Raw genomic sequence first — 16,121 nt, 5'->3', positions numbered from 1 at the left:
TAATGGAGCTTAAAAGTTGACGGATCGCTACCGCAATAACAGCAGTTGTCCCTGATCCTGCCTGGGCACAATCTGTTTCCCTTGTTTCAACAGATAGTGGATACTCCAGGCGTACACTTCTGAGGAACAGGCCTCCCCATGATACGTTCCATCCCACTGAAAGGGTGCTGAAGTCGTCTGAAAAATGGCTTCACCCCAGCGATTGAAAATAGTTAGTGAAGTTATGGTAATATCGCCACAGGCGTAGGTTAGAAAAACATCGTTTTGGCCATCGCCATTTGGGGAGAAACTCGATGGCGCGTACAAGACACAGTCACAGGCACCGTATGAGATTATGACTGAGTCGGTTACGGTAGCACAATCATTACGTACGCTGGCCCGAAATACGCCAGAACTGGATACACTACGTTCCGTTTCGGCGAATTGATCCTGCCAGATAAATTTCCCTTCGGAAATCGTTGGCCTGATGGTAAAGGTCTGTGCACCACAAAGCGCCTGATCGGGTCCTAACTCTAACGCTGGAGGAGCAATAAACCGAACCTGTATGGTATCGGCAGCCACACAATTGGGTTGACGAACCTGAACGCTATATTGGCCCTCCCGCCTGACCGTAAATCGGTTTTGCAAACTTCCATCCTGCCACCGATACGTTAAATCCGGCTCGGGAGGAACTGCCAACGTAATGGTTTGTCCATCGCAGAGCGTCGTATCGGCTCCCAGATCGAAATCAAGTGCGTACTTGATACGTATCGTGTCAATAAGGATTTTACAGGGTGTTGTCACCTTCACCGAATACGTTCCTGCCTTGGTCACGCGCAGAGTGGGGTTTGTACTTCCATCGTTCCAGAGGTAATCGGTGGCGCCGGGTGTAGTGGCATTCAATGGCAACGTTGCTCGGCGACCGCAAAGCGTCGTGTCTTTACCAAGATCAAGCATGATGGGTACCACTGTTACGTCGTCAATGAACACGTAGTAAAAGTCCAGCTGAGGAGGGGTCTTGAGAAAACTACCAATAGTCAGGTACTGCTCATTGCCACTAGCCTCAACCACGCCCGAAACACGCTCCCACTTCAGCGAAGGAATACTCGCGAGATGATCGAGAATCTGTGGCCTTACCGTAAACATCTCCGTAGAAGACCTGTTCGTTAAGGGTTGAGTCGACAGATGAAGACCGATCGTTTCGGTCAGGTATTTATTTGGTGTATTGGTAGCTATATACATCTCCACGTAGTAGCACTTACCGGCTTCCAACGGCTTCAACAGCCGAACACCCAGATACTCACCCCATCCCCGATCAAAGAATAACCGAGCCAAGCCCGACCCCGAGTGTGGGGGCAGAATCATCTGACCCGTCTGAAAACATTCATGGTAAAAATCAGGAGTTGCCCGATTGGGATTGTACCAGGGCGTCGCTTCTTCAAGAAGATTGTCCAGACGTGGGCAGGTCCGATACGTCTCGAAGCTGCTGTTGGGCACAAGATTCTGACTCCATACGGTTCCGTACAACAGGGTGACAAACGTAATAAACAGCCAGGTAAATCTTCTTTGCATAGACTGGAGTACTGCTTCGGAAAAAGTGATTAACTATCAAAATTGGCTTAAAAAGTTTGACAATACCACTACGAAACTTGCTTTTAGCAAGGAAGTTAACGAAAATACTGCGATAAGCAGTCTGTAAACTGGCTACATTTGTCTAATTGCCAATCCACCAGAACTCATTCGTTTTCGATGAAGCGACCGTTTTTTCTATTTCTTATCCTCACTCTCCTAATACTTTTCGAAATTGCCCGTGTCTATTTCATTATGCCCTTTCCGGGAAGCCAGCTCGGTCTCGACGGTACGTCGGCTCAGGCAGCTCTGAAGCAGGTCGAACTAGCGTATTGGTTACACACGAATGGCGGCTGGCTACGTGCACTTGGGCTGCTGCTGCTGGTCTATCCCACCTTACTTGTCCTTTCTAAACCGCGTCGGACATGGCAACGCTACGTAGCGGTATTGCTACTAATAGCTTATGGTGGCGTGCTGTACATGGTTAATCAGGAAATGATGGCCGACCATATGTTTCTTCAGCCTAAGCATAAACAGGTAGTGCCCCTGAGTCAGAACAAAATTCCTCTGGATAAACTTGTGCTGGGGTTCGCCACGAACGGACAGGCTGCGGCTTATCCGATTCAGTTGATTGGGTATCACCATCAGGTGCGCGACACGGTTGGCGGGCAATCGATCATGGTTACGTACTGCACCGTTTGCCGTACGGGACGCGTGTTTAGCCCGATTGCGGATGGAAAAACCGATGAATTCAGACTGGTAGGCATGGATCATTTCAATGCCATGTTTGAGGATAAACATACGGGTAGCTGGTGGCGGCAGGCAACGGGCGAAGCGATTGTTGGCCCGCTACGTGGTAAAGCCCTCCCCGAATTATCGGCTCGGCAGATGACGTTACGTGAATGGGCCGCCGAACATCCCAATACGCGCGTTTTGCAGGCAGATAGTACATTCACCAGCGAGTTTGCACAAATGAAAAACTACGAACGCGGCTTATCGAAAGGAAAACTGACGCGACGAGATTCGGCTTCCTGGCAGCCAAAATCCTGGGTGATCGGCGTAGAAACCGGAAACCATGCTAAAGCTTTCGACTGGAATCAGCTTCAGGAAAAACGTATCATAAGCGACACGGTTGGCTCAGAGCCCGTACTAGTAGCAATGTCATCTGACAACGTATCGTTTGGCGTATGGAATCGACGTATCAACAGTAAATTACTTACGTTTCACTACGTTGCCGGTCAACTCATCGATCTAGAAACACACTCTCACTGGACCTGGCGGGGACGTAGCATTTCTGGCCCTTTAGCCGGAACGCAGTTGACAGTCATTCCGAATGCGCACCAGGAATTCTGGCATTCGTGGCACTCGTTCCATCCTGATACAGACAAATAGCGTTACGTTGCTACCTTTTTGGTAAGTAAAGTCCGTAAGGGCTTGAATAAATGTAGATTCCTTCGTAACTTCCGTACCTGTTTTAGGCACGTGGCGTATGGAATTTACGATATACGGTAACAACGGATCTCTGGTAACGCGGCTACTAATCGTTTACACGATTGAACTAAGCTGCGAGTTACACACCGAAATTTTTCGGCAGGTGCTTGAATACATGCCCCATTACCAGCCAGGAGACGTTCTTCAATTTAAAACAGGCAAGTTGAGCAAGGAACGATACGTCGTTGATCGGGTTGTTAACGAGATCATCGCGAATGGTAAAGTAAGTAGGCATAAGCAGATGCCTACGTTTGAGAATGCAATCCACGTAATTTTAAGACCAGAAACGAGTCAGCGTACCTAATCCTGTATTCCTGAACGAAACCCAGTTATCAGCCAAGTACTAGGCAGATTAATAAATGACAAACGTCAGCTCTGTTGAAACAGCTGGCGTTTTTGTCTGGAGGATTAGTCCGAATGAACTCTGACTGAGTTAGTCAGGATAGTTATCAGGATTGCTCCAATAGCTTTCTTTCTAGCGTTATATTATTGACATTTTTTGTGGATTATTGAGGTTTCTTTTCCGCCAGTGCGGTCCCGTTAATCCGGGCTTTTGGAAACATCACAAGCTAAACCAGCAGTGCCATTTTCCATTTATTTGTTTTCAGAGCGATTCAGCTAAATACCTCATTTCTAAAGAAGGAATAAATAAGATGATTAAGCCATAAGTTTGTGAAGATGTCCTCACCAGTACAAACCGGTGAGGATCACGAACTACCAACCTAATATAAAATTTAAGCCGGGTCAATTGGTCCGGTTTTGTCTTAAGCGAGCTGAACTTCTGTAGCGTACAGTCGTCCTTGTAAAGCTAACATCTCTCCCATTTCGTCATAAACCGCCGGGTCCTGTCATCTTAGGTAGCCAGCCCAGCTACGTAACGGTTCTGCATGCATAAAGCTGCAGCAACTAGCACTGTATCATGAGAGTTCCGATCCGTAGCTTCCTGATGGTGTGCCTCATTAATCTGTTGTGAAGTAACGTGCTTGCCACCCTGTTGTACGCTACTGGGTATTTTTCAACAGTACTTTCATTGTAGCTGATATCGGCGCTATATCGCGATTATTTCATTTTTGGGTTACTACGTGATTGTCGCGCGCTGACAAACAATCGGCGGCTGCGCCATAACTCGTTGAGTAGAAAAACAATCATTTCGCCGGGATGTATAGGAAGCGATTAATCCGCATTCGCCCTGAGAAAATGAGTCGATGGCGTTAGCAGGCAATTGTATATGTGCCATTGTTATAACTATCCAATAGGGACAGGATTTGCATCACGCCAGATAAGTGTGCCAATAAACGTACTAGTAGTACTCACCCGAACAGCGCGATTAAGCAGATCAGGAGTGCATTAGTTCATCCGCATCGGACATAACTAAATAGCTACCCGAACGGATGTTCGACAAGCGTTATCGGGAAAAGTAAAACGGTTATTCGTGTACCTAAAGAAGTAAGCTAACGGTCATTCATGAGCCATCCTACATCGAAATTTCATATAGGATAGTAAGCCACAACAAACCAATAGCAGTTTAAGCTAAAGATTGCATATGAGCGCAGACGTAATGAATTGCTAAACAGCCTGTTCGGGCGGAGGGGAATGAATTGGTGCGGTGCACGTAGAAAAGCTAAACGATGCATCCGGAATCCTAACGGATTGGCTACATGCATTACCTAAGAAATGAAGTACCGTAGATGTACCAGGCGAGTATTCTTTAAGCAGAAACTTCAGCAATTGGCTGGCTTTACGTCCCGTATCAGTTGAAGTCGAGAGGTGATCGTTGAGAAAAGCGAGCAGATCATCCTGCCAGAACGAAGGATTAGGGGCTTCAAGGCCAGCAATAAGAATTTTGTCACCCTGTACTTCCAGACTAACAACATTATAATAATGCCCTCGGTATCTGATCTGCGAAAAAAGCCTATCTGGAGGTAATAGTTACGTGAACTACGTTTACTGATTTATTCTAGTTTTACTCGTTTTGGTGTCTGCAGCTCGTAAATTAAAAGACCCGCTTTTTAAAGCGGGTCTTTTAATTTAACCTATTGATTATCAGATTTATTCTTTCTCTTCATTTTGCGCTCTTTTCGAGCTTCTTTGCTCATTGTTTGGCTTACAGGTTGCGTTGTCTGATTTCCATAAGACGTACCGTTATCTGCTCCAACGGCCCCTTTTGTGTCTGAAGTACCCTGCGGAGAAGCCGAGCCATTGGTGCCATTTCCAACACCACTGTTTTTAGTAGTTCCATCCGTAACAGGGGCCGTGTTTTTGGTTTGGGCTTGAACACTTGCTAGGGTAGCCAGCAGGATAGCGCCCATCATCAGTAATTTTTTCATACGTTTCGTTGAGTAAACTGGTTAGATCAACTAAACCACAAAAAATCGACTTTGGTTAATAAAGCTATGACCTGAAGGTGTCAGACTACGCATTCACCAACTTATTTCCATTTAATCCATCCAACGTAGAACCAATCAGTTTTGGATAGCTTAAAGATTAATAAATCAAAGCATGAAGATTTACCAGTTATGTCCTCAATGAAGTTTATCACCAACTAATAGCAAGGAAAACATTCCCAAATACAAAATCCTAAATTTCTGCTTCGTCATTGGGTGACTGTATAATTAATCGAGCCTAAAGGCCGTAAAATCTTTGGATTCAAATTTTTGAAGAAACGTCTGAAAATCTTTGTTCGACTCTTAAGTCGAATTTTTCAACGTGATATTACATTTCTATATTGGTTAGCTTGTCACAGAATGACAAAGCTTTGATAGAACTTTCTGCGTACAGAATCTTATCATGTAGTCGCTCTAAACGCTCCAATTATGAAGCAGACACATGAACGCTCTTTCGTCTCAAGTGGGAACGTATGGAGAGACACAACCGAGTTTTCAGCAAGTCAGGATTTCACCTGTTCTATTAAAATCTCACCATAATTTAGGCCGATGATTCATCATCAACTTCAGTAATTTCATACCCTACGGCATGAGCACCTGGTTTGGCTTCCAAGTGAATCCACTCCGCATAGTAGCGGGTGAAACTGGCTCCAAAATAAAAAATTAAGGATGCGTAAAAAACAAATAAAAGCACCAAAATGATCCCTCCTGAAGTGCCATACAGTAAGCGAACCGGGCTTTGAATCAACAGTTGATCCAGCACTTGTTCGCCCAGTTCAATCAACACACTCGTTACCAGGCTCCCAATCCAAACTGCCCACCAGTGAATCCGAATATCGGGTAAGTACTTAAACATAATAGCAATCCATACAGTCAGAGTACCTATTGAGAATAGTTGCGTCCCCGTTATTCGTAGCCATTCATACCTAATAGAATCTGATAGCACCTGTTCATGGACACGGACTAATGCGTGGTTAATGGCCAGTGATGCCAAAACCAGCATACCCGAAAAAAGGATGATGCTGATGGCAATGACTCGATCGAGCAAACCATACCACCTGTTTCGATTCGCAGCGTGTTTCACGCTCCAAAGTTGGTTGAGCGAATTTTTTATAATTACAAACAAGGTAGTAGCGGCCATTAACAGAATAAATAGGCTCAAAACCGTCGATAAAGCAGTAGTAGGGGCTTGCTGGAGATTTTGCGAAATCTTCTGCAGTTCTCGAGCGCTCTGGTCGCCAAACAAATCGGCCAGTTTACGAAAGAGTTGCCAGCTTACCCGCCGATCATTGCTGTTGAGTAAGCCACCAAATAGCTGACTCAGTATGATGAGTATAGGGGGAAGGGCAAAAAAAGAAAAGAAGGCTGTTGCCGCAGCCATCCGGATTGGATCGTTTGCTTTGAGGTTATCAAACGCCTGAGCCATTATTCGCAAAATGGGTGCAACTTTTCTCACAATGGGTAGGCAGTAAATTATTCCAGGTTAACGGTCTGTCAAGCCACATAGTTTAGCATAGTATGAATCGGCCGGAAACAAGCTAACTCTACAGCCAATCAACACCAAGCTGTGACCGATCTGTGAGCAGACTAGTAAAATCAGCATTTACCGAGATGAATAGAATTACTTATTAGTAGCAAAAGCTATTGCACTTTTATCCCAAGTGGCGGCCGGTATCAACGTGCCAATAAAATCTTCCAGACGGTTCACAAATAACCACATCTCCAAATGTTTCTCATGCATGAAGTAGTCATGGACGCACCGTTTTAACATCTCTCGTACCAGATCATAAAGCCTATCGTATTTAAATTACGATAGGTTAGGTCAAATGACCTAACCGCTTAAGGGTAAATGCTTCTAGTAGCTCCTCCAATGTACCGCTTCCGCCTGGTAAGGTCACCGGACCATCTACTCCCTCCAGCAATCTAGCTTTCCTCTCGTGCAAGGTATTGGTAAACTCGAAGTCAGTGGCGTTTTTTATTGTTCTTACCCCGTTCGGTCAACCAGACATAACAAATAAGCCCAGCCGAATTGACTCGTCCAAGTCTGGGTATCATCCAGATAAAATCACTCAGTACTAACTCATTTCTGCCTGTTATTTATTGGGGCTGGCCTTTACCTGGCCCAATAAATAACTTGCGGCTCGTTTTACTGATTTATCCACTTTAGACTACTCTTTATTTCAGATGCGTTTGGCTCTGTATGGTCTGTCAGCACTATCACTTCTGTTTAGTATAGGTGGGATTCTGGTCGCCCAGTTCACGTCTAAATTTGAGGGAGGGGCGGGTATTGGCGGCAGCTTGTTGTTCCTGATTGGAGCCGTCTGTTCCGGCGCACAGACAGCACTGCTCTACCGGCAATGGGCCCTGCTGTCTACCCTGGAGCGGGTGGTTGGCGGCTTAGGCTGCCTGCCACTACTCACCCTGCTGCTGGTCTTGGTTTACGTGCTATTCCTGGATGAGTGATGGCAAAATGAGCCCCAGCCTACAGGACCGTCCTGCCCTACCTGGCTTACCCGAGTGCGTAAATAAGTAGACTCAAAATTCACGATCACTACCCCGTATATCCCACCAGGCATGGCTGATTTCACCGACAAAGACATACCCGATTTGATAACTCGCTTGGATCTGTTTGCTAACTACTTAGTCAAAACCATCTACGAGTCGAATAACCCGGAAGAGCAGCATAAGCTCCGCTGCATCAGTTACGAAACGTCCGCTCTGCTGTTATCGCTGGAGTCACTTCAAGCCTGAAATGCGTCCCCAGGCTGGTGGCCGCATGTGCAGACAACTTCGATTCATCTTTTGGCTTCATCCAACAGCTATTCACCTGTCCGCTTTATGACAGTTCACCCGTTTTCAATCAGACGTTTTTCTGAACGATAAGTACTAGTATAATACTTTTATAAGACATTGATGCGCAGAAGTTTATATAAAATCTAAAAATTCTAGACAATGAATTATTGAACAAAAATGACGTTACAGGTAAAATGCCCAACTTCATATCGACGCCTTAAGAAAACTTAATAATATACTAAGCTCGTCTTTAAATCACCCAACTAGTTTGGCCTTACTGAAAATGGCTAACTGAATTGGGGATGAAACGAACTATCTACCTGATCTTTTTTATAAGTGTGATTAACACACCAATTCTCGCCCAGCAGCTTGATTGTGCGAACATTGGCTTTGAGCAGGGAACAACCGACGGCTGGACGCTGACTAATGGACAAGTTACAAATCAAGGACAGCAGGTCATTTTTCAGAACGAGATAACTGGTATGTTTGAAAATGGTCATCGCATCACGCGCCTGAGCGATGGTAACGATCCTAAAATAACGGCTGAGGCTATTCCAATGGTGGCGCCCGGTAGTACGTATTCCATCCGCATTGGCAACGTAACGCGGGGAAGTCGTTTCGACCGCATTAAAGGCTCGTTTGTGGTCACGTCCGACAATACATTGTTTCAATATAAACTGGCGGTTATTCTGCAAAATGCTAACCATGAGGCTTACGAAAAACCGGGTTTCACCATCCGAATTACAGACAGCGACGGGCAGGAACTACCTTGTAGCTTTTACGATGTGCAAGTGTCTGCCGCCGGTACGGTCGATGGATTTAAAACGCAGGGCGATATTCAGTACCGCAACTGGACCGTTGGCGCGATTGATTTACGTAACTACGTTGGCAAACGCATCACGGTGGAGGTAACTGCGCACGGCTGTACGCACAATGGACACTTCGGCTACGCTTATTTCGACGCGCAGTGTCTCAAATCGGAAATCAAACAAGCGTCTGCCTGCCCCGATGCCGACGGATATATTGTCCTGAACGCACCCGATGGTTTCGAAAAATATACCTGGAATACGGGCCAGACGACCCGCTCGATTCGGGTGAAAGCGTTTGTTGGTCAGAAATACTGGGTTAAAATCGCGCCCTTTTCGAGCCTAAATGCCAGTTGTGAGTTCCAGCTCGATCATCAGATTATGTTTAAGCCTGTTGAAACAGCACTCGTAAAGACTATTTGCGAAGGCGACGGTTTTGTCGTGGGCGATACGACGTATCGAAGTAGTGGTCAGTTTATACGTACCATCACCCGCAATTCTTTATGCGATAGCACTGTTAAGTTGACCCTGACCGTGAGGCCGCTGGGACGATCCACGCAACAGGTAGTTATCTGCGAGGGAGGTAGCCTGGCCGTCGGCGACTCAACGTATCGCCGGGCGGGCACCTATCTCAATCGCTTCACGGGTTCGTCGGGCTGTGATAGCCTGGTTACTACACAATTAACCGTCAACCAACTGGCTATTCGTGTAAGCTCCGAAGTAACGATGACGCAGGGTGATAGCACGCAACTGGAAGTTATGGCGACGCCACCGGGCACCTACAATTATCAGTGGAATTCGACTGAGCGGTTAAGCTGCCCGACTTGTGCCCAAACCTGGGCCAAACCGTCCAATACAACGCAGTACGTGGTACAGGTGTCGGACAAAAGTGGGGTTTGCAAACAAGACAAAAGCGTTATGGTTACTGTCATCCCATGTGGCTTATACCTGCCTACGGCCTTTTCGCCCAACGCCGACCAGATGAATGATTACTGGGTGATTAAGGGTAACTCCTGCATTAAACAGATTCGGAAAATGACGATCTACAACCGCTGGGGCGAAGTCATTTATCACCAGGAACACCTAACGCTGTCGGACCATACCCGTTGCTGGAACGGACAATACCAGGGGCAACCTGTACTCGCGGGTGTGTATCCGTACACGATTCAGGCCGAACTAACCAACGGCGATTTGACCGATTATAAGGGTGCCGTTCAACTCGTCAGATAACCTTAATTCCAACTGATAATCAATAGTTAATCAGCTATTCCGAAATTGCTCACCGAAACATATTTTATAAAAAAAGGTACTCTTATTCAATGCTTATCTACCAGCGCCCACCTGTTGCCTATGAAAAAACTATTACCTTCTTTTTTGACCTGCTTTCTCTTGCTAATGATCCTGATACAAGCGAAAGCCCAGACAACTACGTCCGTTTCGGGGCGCGTGCTTGACTACCTCTATAATCGGATTGGGGATTATGACGGGCTGCGGTTAAAGACGACAACGGGGGAAGTTCACCTGCTTTTTCCTCCCCACACAGCGGCTCGAATTCGACGAGTGGCGGCAGTTGGGCAGTCGATAATAGCCGAAGTCGAGCCAGGACACGGTGGGCCAGGGCATCCCAGACCCGGGGTGCGACCATCAGAAACGGATGCGGTAGATATACCGGCTTACCGCTTAATCCGCTTGCAAAATGGGAGATTAAAAACCGGACTCCAATTAGCCGATATACCGCCCCCGCTACCCCAATCAGGGCCGCTGGTTCAGGCGGAAGGGCCATTGGTTGAGGAGATGCGTGATGACCATGGGCGATTGAGTGCCCTGCTGACTGACAAGTACTTAATTGAATTAAAACCCCATCAGTCTGAGCAGATTAGCTCGCTGCTCGTAGGGGTTCAACGATTGGGCGTTGCCGGGTTCGAACGAATCGCAGAGGGTTTTGTCAACCGAACCGGGCGCCCTTTGTTACACCCAACGTCTTTAACGATCCGAGGCCAAACGTTTGCACTCTAATGAAAATACTATTGATCGACGACGAAGAAAAGCTAGTCTTACACCTGCAAAAAGGCCTTCGGCAAGCCGGTTATACGGTCGATACGGCCTTATCAGCGGCCGCTGGTCTGGAACTGGCAGCGGTGGGTGGCTACGACTTGATTCTGCTGGATTTGATGCTACCCGGCACGACGGGTTTCGACGTGCTACGTACCCTGCGAGCGTTCGGCATCGACGTACCCGTTATGATCCTGAGCGCCCTCAATCAGTCCAAACACGTCGTGGAAGGATTGGATTTAGGGGCCGTCGATTACCTGCGTAAGCCTTTTGAACTGGACGAACTACTGGCCCGGATTCGTACGGTGCAGCGGAGCCATGCCGGGAGCCGGCTGGCCGTCTGGCGCGTCGATGATCTGATGATGGATCTGGCCAGTCGTCAGGTGAGTCGGGCGGGGCAAACGATTGCCTTAACGCCCCGTGAATATCAATTGCTGGAGCAGCTAATGCGCCAAGCCGGCCGGGTGATCACCAAAGCGCAGTTAACCGAAAAAGTCTGGGAATCGGATTTCGACCGGGGCAGTAACGTCGTGGAAGTACACGTGCATCAGCTCCGTAAAAAGATTGATCGGGGGTTTACAGTTCCGCTTTTGGAAACGGTCGTTGGGGTTGGCTATCGACTTAAGGGAAAGCTAGAGATCAACTAAACCGTCCTCCCTCTGTCGTTCGTCTATGGTATTGTTACGTCCGGTTCGCAGTATTCGGTTAAAGATCGGCCTCGTGTTCGGGATTACGTTCTTCCTGGGGTTTGCCGGAGCGGCTACCTATGTATTCCACGAAGTAAAAAAGGTACTAATTCAACAGGAAAATAGAGCGTTAACCGATCGAGCGGCCCGACTGTCCGAACGAACATCTCTCTATCCGCTGGTGATTCCCTTGCCGGATCGGGGCGAAGTGCTGGCGCTCTGGTACACCACCGGACGATTCACCAAACGGCTGTATCAGTCTCCGCGGTTTCCGGCTTACCCGAATAACCTAAGTGGCAATGCGATCTCCGAGTCGGATACGTTTCAACTGGCTCGCTATGTTCGAAATGCCGAAGGTGGCTACGGCAAACTAACGACTGTAATTGGACGTAGCAACCGACCATTGGCCCATCAATTACAAGCGATTGGCTGGCTACTGACGAGCACCCTACTGCTGAGTATGGTGCTGTCCGGACTGGGAGCCTGGTGGCTAAGCGGCTGGCTACTACGTCCGCTGAAAACCATCATTACCTCGGCCCGTTCCGTCAATCTGGCGGCAGACGTTACGCCAATTCCGACTCCAAATTCGGACGATGAATTACAGGAATTAGCCGATACAATCAACGACATGCTGGCTCGGATTCGGCAGGCGGTCGATACGCAACACAACTTTTTCGCGGCTGCTTCGCACGAACTACGTACCCCGCTCAGTATTTTACGTACCGAAATCGAAGTGGCCCAGCGGGAAGCTATCAACGACCGGGAGCGTCGTTTTTTAGCCAGTCAGTTAGCGGAATTAAGGCGACTGAGTCGTCTGGTGGATGATCTGCTGGCGATGAGCCAACTTCGGGCCGGTACGCTACAACTACGTCCGGAACTCATCGAACTCGACGATCTGACGCTACACTTGACGGAACGATATCACACGTCTATCAATCAGCGACAGCTTTACCTGGCCGTTCAATTAGATGATACAGCCCCTTCGCTCAGCATCCAGGCCGATCAGGATAAGCTGACTAATGTGCTCTTAAATCTGCTCGACAATGCGGTCAAATACGCCCGGCCAAACACCCAGCTCGACCTAAGTATTACCGCAGAAAATGCACTAATTATCTGGTCACTAACCAACTTAACAAGCGTTCCAATACCCGACCCAGATCGATTGACCCGCGAATTTTATCAGGCCGACAGTCGCCACGATGGCTACGGGTTAGGCCTCTGGATTAGCCACCAGATTGTTCGGTTGATGGGCGGCTCCCTTACCGTATCGGCAACGAATGATACGTTTCGGGCTGAAATTCGCTTCGATTGTAAACAGCAGGTCGTAAAACTTGCAGGAAGTTGATCGTTTCCTGTCGTTATCTTTCCCGTAAACGGAAGACAACTACAAACAATCGCGCTGAAAGTCACAATTTGCGCCGAATTCCATTAGGTTAACATCAGAGTGTCAAAAAGCGTAGTATGAAATCACTATTCGTAACAAATCCGGCTAACGTAACGCCTTTAATTGCCCGGCTGGCTTTGGCGGTCGTCGTATTTCCACACGGAGCACAAAAATTACTAGGTTGGTTTGGCGGAGGTGGCTTCGAGGGAACAATGAGTTTTCTAACCGGATCGGTTGGGCTTCCCTGGATTCTGGGATTGCTTGTGATTCTGATTGAGTTTTTTGGACCACTGATGCTTATCCTTGGCGTAGGCACCCGCATAGCCGCACTAGGAATTCTGGGCAACTTCATTGGCATCGTGGTAAGCTCCCATTTACATTCTGGCTTCTTTATGAATTGGGGCGCTGAAGCCAACAAAGAAGAGGGCCTCGAATACTTTATTCTGCTGTTTGGGCTGACACTGATTTTACTAATTGCGGGAGGAGGTAAAGCTAGTGTAGACGCAGAAATAGGTAAGAATAGTAAGGCTTTTTAGTAAGCCCTTCTGTCTATAGTCGTGAGATGGGATAACAGAAAGACGAGCGGCCGAGCCTCTTCATCCTACTCCAGCGTTCATACTCTTTAAAAATTACTGAGGCCAATCCCTGTAGAAACTGGCCTCAATAATCCATTCAACGCTTCATAACGGCAATTACCCTCTTGCTTCGGCCATTAATAACTCACCGGAGGCCGAGAACCGAAGTTTATACAATTGCTGCCCAACGACCAGATCGACGTTGTATTCGCCAGTGGTTCCTGTTGGGGGCGTGTGCATGTCTGCCGCCAGGAAGGTATAGCCACTAAAGTTAGCCTGCAAATAGGACGTAACAGCCGATGGCAACTTCGAGGCATCCAGAATAATCTGGTGGTTAGCCGCAGCGGGCGGTGTCATAGTACCCGCAACAGGTGGCGTAGCTGTGCCCGAGGCTGGTGGAGTAGCCGTACCCGAGGCTGGCGGTGTTGCTGTACCGGATGCTGGAGGAGTCGGGCCACCCGCTTTAGGGCCTGGGCCCGCTACCGCCGTTGTTGAACCCGGAGCGGCTGGACCGCCCGGTCCCGCAGGGGCTACCTGGGCACCTGTCGTGTCGAAATGCAGCACGACGAGTTGGCCATTGTTGAACAATTTAATGTCATACGTGGTGGTTCCGTCGTGAACGTGTTGCTCCGCCCAGCCATACGTATAAGCTGAATAGGTGCTGCTGCTCAACGCCGTTTTGATCGCACTTGGCAGATTGTCGCGCGTAACGTAGCTGACCGAGTGCGTGGTAGCTAAGTTGCTTGGCGCCGTATGTGCATCCCGGAAGGTCCCTGATCCATCGAAATGAACATCGACTCGCTGGTTGTTTGTCAGGATTTGCACCCGGTATTCCTGCGCCGTTCCGTTAATTTGCATCGATTCCGCAATGACAAGCTGATAACCGGCGTACGTCTGGCTGAGGTAACTGCTTACCGAAGCAGGCAATTGTGCTGCCGTCAATCGCGTAACGACTTCGCCACGTGGACCGGCAGGCCGGGTAGTTGGCTTCCCGCTTGTATCAAAGAAATAATCGACGGGGGCGCCATTTTGCAGCACCGTCACTTTGGTGCCCAGGGACGTTGTGGTTCCAGGCTGCACCAGTTTCTCGACGCGAATCAGCGTGTACCCGGCCGCATTCTGATCCAGATAGGTTTTCACCGCCGACGGTAAGGTTGAGGTTGGCAAGGCAACTAAACCGGCTGACACACGAGCACCAAACAGCACACTGGTTTCAGTCGCCTGGGTTTGATCAGGAACCATCGCCGTTTTGCTACAACTCGAAGTCAGCAACGCCACTAGTACGGCAACAGATAAAAGGGTTCGTTTCATTGGCTTTGTTTGTGTTAATGAACCAAAGTTGCCCCCGCCAGATGAAGATTTCCTTAAGATAGAATTAATTCCAAACGTGAATTTTACGAGTCCATTATCGCTTTACAGATGGTCGTACAATCTCGTTAAGCAGAATGGTTAAATCGTTGTTCATCAGTTGAAGTTCGGTAGCTAGCTGTCCCAACATTGTCGAACGGACGGTTAATTCTTCAGCCGTATAATCATCTCCGTCTCCAAAATAATTCACTTCCTGATGCCTGCGATTACGCGCTTTCTTCGCTTCGGCATTTAACGAAACCAGAAGACCCCATCGACTACGCAGGCCGTCGATCAGCGAGGGATTGCCTCCCGATTTGGGTTTGTTGAGATAATACCAGACCAGTGGCGGAAAAACGGTTGATGTGGCCGGATGCGTCCAAATTTCACGTAGCGGATTACGTTGGTGCCGATAGTCGGCCTTAGGAGGCTTCTGCAACAAAGAGGTTATACCCAGGCCCGCTTCGGCTAAGCCACCTCCAATACCGACCCACTCACCCGCATCTTCATGATCGCCTAATTTGAGTAAGCCAACCGTTAATGCGGTCAACGCACCGGTTGTGATGGCGCTGATGGTCATGCGCTTTTCCCTACTGTTTTCCTGTCGGGTCAGTAAAGTAGCGGTCAAGGTTGCCCGTTTGCTGTCACAATCGACCACCGCAACTGCCGTGGCAATATCGAAGCTGGCCAGTTGAAGCTGATCCGTCATTTTTTGTCGGATGGTCAGGTATTCATTCGACGCTGGCTGATCGGATTTTTGTTGCTGTTCCAGTTGCGTCGCCTGTACCAGTAACGTAGTAAGTCCTATAGCCTGTGCCATTCGAAGACCACGCTCGCCGTAGCGATGGCGGAGCAACGTATCGTCTGCTGAGCCGGGCACTAAGTCAACGGGGTGAAAGACGTAACCTGACGTACCGCTGGAGTCAATCGCGCAATTATCACTGGCAACCTTTGTTAAGGTGTATGCGGTCTGCCGAGAGGTCATACAACTGGTTAACGTAGCGACAAAAAGTAAACTTATCAGGAGACTCGGTAAATGATGGAATCTATAGGTG

At 48.2% G+C, this 16,121-nt stretch carries 16 protein-coding genes; 8 read left to right on the top strand and 8 right to left on the bottom strand.

Annotated elements, in window-relative coordinates; translation table 11 throughout:
• Positions 1–27 precede the first annotated feature (27 nt).
• Positions 28–1,551, bottom strand: a complete 1,524-nt coding sequence (locus ACYVF1_RS23925) for a T9SS type B sorting domain-containing protein (protein ID WP_461083654.1) — start codon at positions 1,549–1,551, stop codon at positions 28–30.
• Positions 1,552–1,728: 177 nt separating this feature from the next.
• Here ACYVF1_RS23925 and ACYVF1_RS23920 point away from each other — a divergent pair, with 177 nt between their 5' ends.
• Positions 1,729–2,940, top strand: coding sequence for a DUF3179 domain-containing (seleno)protein (locus ACYVF1_RS23920; RefSeq protein ID WP_461083652.1), 1,212 nt, complete (start codon positions 1,729–1,731; stop codon positions 2,938–2,940).
• 178 nt (positions 2,941–3,118) lie between these two features.
• On the opposite strand, the gene ACYVF1_RS23915 is transcribed toward ACYVF1_RS23920, so the two are convergent.
• The 5 genes from ACYVF1_RS23915 to ACYVF1_RS23895 all read right to left on the bottom strand — a co-directional run bounded on the left by ACYVF1_RS23915 (position 3,119) and on the right by ACYVF1_RS23895 (position 7,402).
• The gene (locus ACYVF1_RS23915; RefSeq protein ID WP_461083650.1) at positions 3,119–3,274 is read right to left on the bottom strand and encodes a hypothetical protein; all 156 of its coding nucleotides are present in this window, start codon (positions 3,272–3,274) and stop codon (positions 3,119–3,121) included.
• 843 nt (positions 3,275–4,117) lie between these two features.
• Positions 4,118–4,276 (bottom strand): hypothetical protein, encoded by a 159-nt coding sequence (locus ACYVF1_RS23910; RefSeq protein WP_461083648.1) that lies wholly within the window; start codon positions 4,274–4,276, stop codon positions 4,118–4,120.
• Between the two features lie 796 nt (positions 4,277–5,072).
• Positions 5,073–5,366 (bottom strand): hypothetical protein, encoded by a 294-nt coding sequence (locus tag ACYVF1_RS23905; protein ID WP_461083646.1) that lies wholly within the window; start codon positions 5,364–5,366, stop codon positions 5,073–5,075.
• A 598-nt stretch (positions 5,367–5,964) separates the two neighbouring features.
• The gene (locus ACYVF1_RS23900) at positions 5,965–6,879 is read right to left on the bottom strand and encodes a YihY/virulence factor BrkB family protein (protein WP_461083644.1); all 915 of its coding nucleotides are present in this window, start codon (positions 6,877–6,879) and stop codon (positions 5,965–5,967) included.
• A 361-nt stretch (positions 6,880–7,240) separates the two neighbouring features.
• Positions 7,241–7,402 carry an LOG family protein gene (locus ACYVF1_RS23895; RefSeq protein ID WP_461084263.1) on the bottom strand — a complete coding sequence of 54 codons (162 nt, stop codon included), beginning with the start codon at positions 7,400–7,402 and terminating at the stop codon, positions 7,241–7,243.
• A 205-nt stretch (positions 7,403–7,607) separates the two neighbouring features.
• Here ACYVF1_RS23895 and ACYVF1_RS23890 point away from each other — a divergent pair, with 205 nt between their 5' ends.
• From ACYVF1_RS23890 to ACYVF1_RS23860, 7 genes are all read left to right on the top strand, one after another.
• Complete coding sequence (locus tag ACYVF1_RS23890; protein ID WP_461083643.1) at positions 7,608–7,886, top strand: hypothetical protein; 279 nt, start codon at positions 7,608–7,610, stop codon at positions 7,884–7,886.
• 111 nt (positions 7,887–7,997) lie between these two features.
• Positions 7,998–8,174, top strand: a complete 177-nt coding sequence (locus ACYVF1_RS23885) for a hypothetical protein (protein WP_461083641.1) — start codon at positions 7,998–8,000, stop codon at positions 8,172–8,174.
• A gap of 344 nt (positions 8,175–8,518) precedes the next feature.
• Positions 8,519–10,252: a gliding motility-associated C-terminal domain-containing protein gene (locus tag ACYVF1_RS23880; protein ID WP_461083639.1), complete on the top strand. Its 1,734-nt coding sequence runs from the start codon at positions 8,519–8,521 to the stop codon at positions 10,250–10,252.
• Positions 10,253–10,372: 120 nt separating this feature from the next.
• Positions 10,373–11,038: a hypothetical protein gene (locus ACYVF1_RS23875; protein ID WP_461083637.1), complete on the top strand. Its 666-nt coding sequence runs from the start codon at positions 10,373–10,375 to the stop codon at positions 11,036–11,038.
• Positions 11,038–11,721, top strand: coding sequence for a response regulator transcription factor (locus ACYVF1_RS23870; RefSeq protein WP_461083635.1), 684 nt, complete (start codon positions 11,038–11,040; stop codon positions 11,719–11,721). The genes ACYVF1_RS23875 and ACYVF1_RS23870 overlap by 1 nt, the downstream gene beginning before the upstream one ends.
• A 25-nt stretch (positions 11,722–11,746) precedes the next feature.
• Positions 11,747–13,105 carry a sensor histidine kinase gene (locus tag ACYVF1_RS23865; protein WP_461083633.1) on the top strand — a complete coding sequence of 453 codons (1,359 nt, stop codon included), beginning with the start codon at positions 11,747–11,749 and terminating at the stop codon, positions 13,103–13,105.
• A 116-nt stretch (positions 13,106–13,221) separates the two neighbouring features.
• Positions 13,222–13,680, top strand: a complete 459-nt coding sequence (locus tag ACYVF1_RS23860; protein WP_461083631.1) for a DoxX family protein — start codon at positions 13,222–13,224, stop codon at positions 13,678–13,680.
• 156 nt (positions 13,681–13,836) lie between these two features.
• Here ACYVF1_RS23860 and ACYVF1_RS23855 read toward each other — a convergent pair whose 3' ends face one another.
• Both ACYVF1_RS23855 and ACYVF1_RS23850 read right to left on the bottom strand, forming a co-directional pair.
• Positions 13,837–15,030, bottom strand: coding sequence for a PepSY-like domain-containing protein (locus tag ACYVF1_RS23855; RefSeq protein WP_461083629.1), 1,194 nt, complete (start codon positions 15,028–15,030; stop codon positions 13,837–13,839).
• A gap of 94 nt (positions 15,031–15,124) precedes the next feature.
• On the bottom strand, positions 15,125–16,051 hold the full coding sequence (locus tag ACYVF1_RS23850) for a hypothetical protein (RefSeq protein ID WP_461083627.1): 927 nt from the start codon (positions 16,049–16,051) through the stop codon (positions 15,125–15,127).
• Positions 16,052–16,121 lie beyond the last annotated feature (70 nt).

Source organism: Spirosoma flavus (assembly GCF_054778555.1).
The sequence above is the reverse complement of the archived record's forward strand: the minus strand, read 5'-3'. Positions and strand labels throughout refer to the sequence as shown.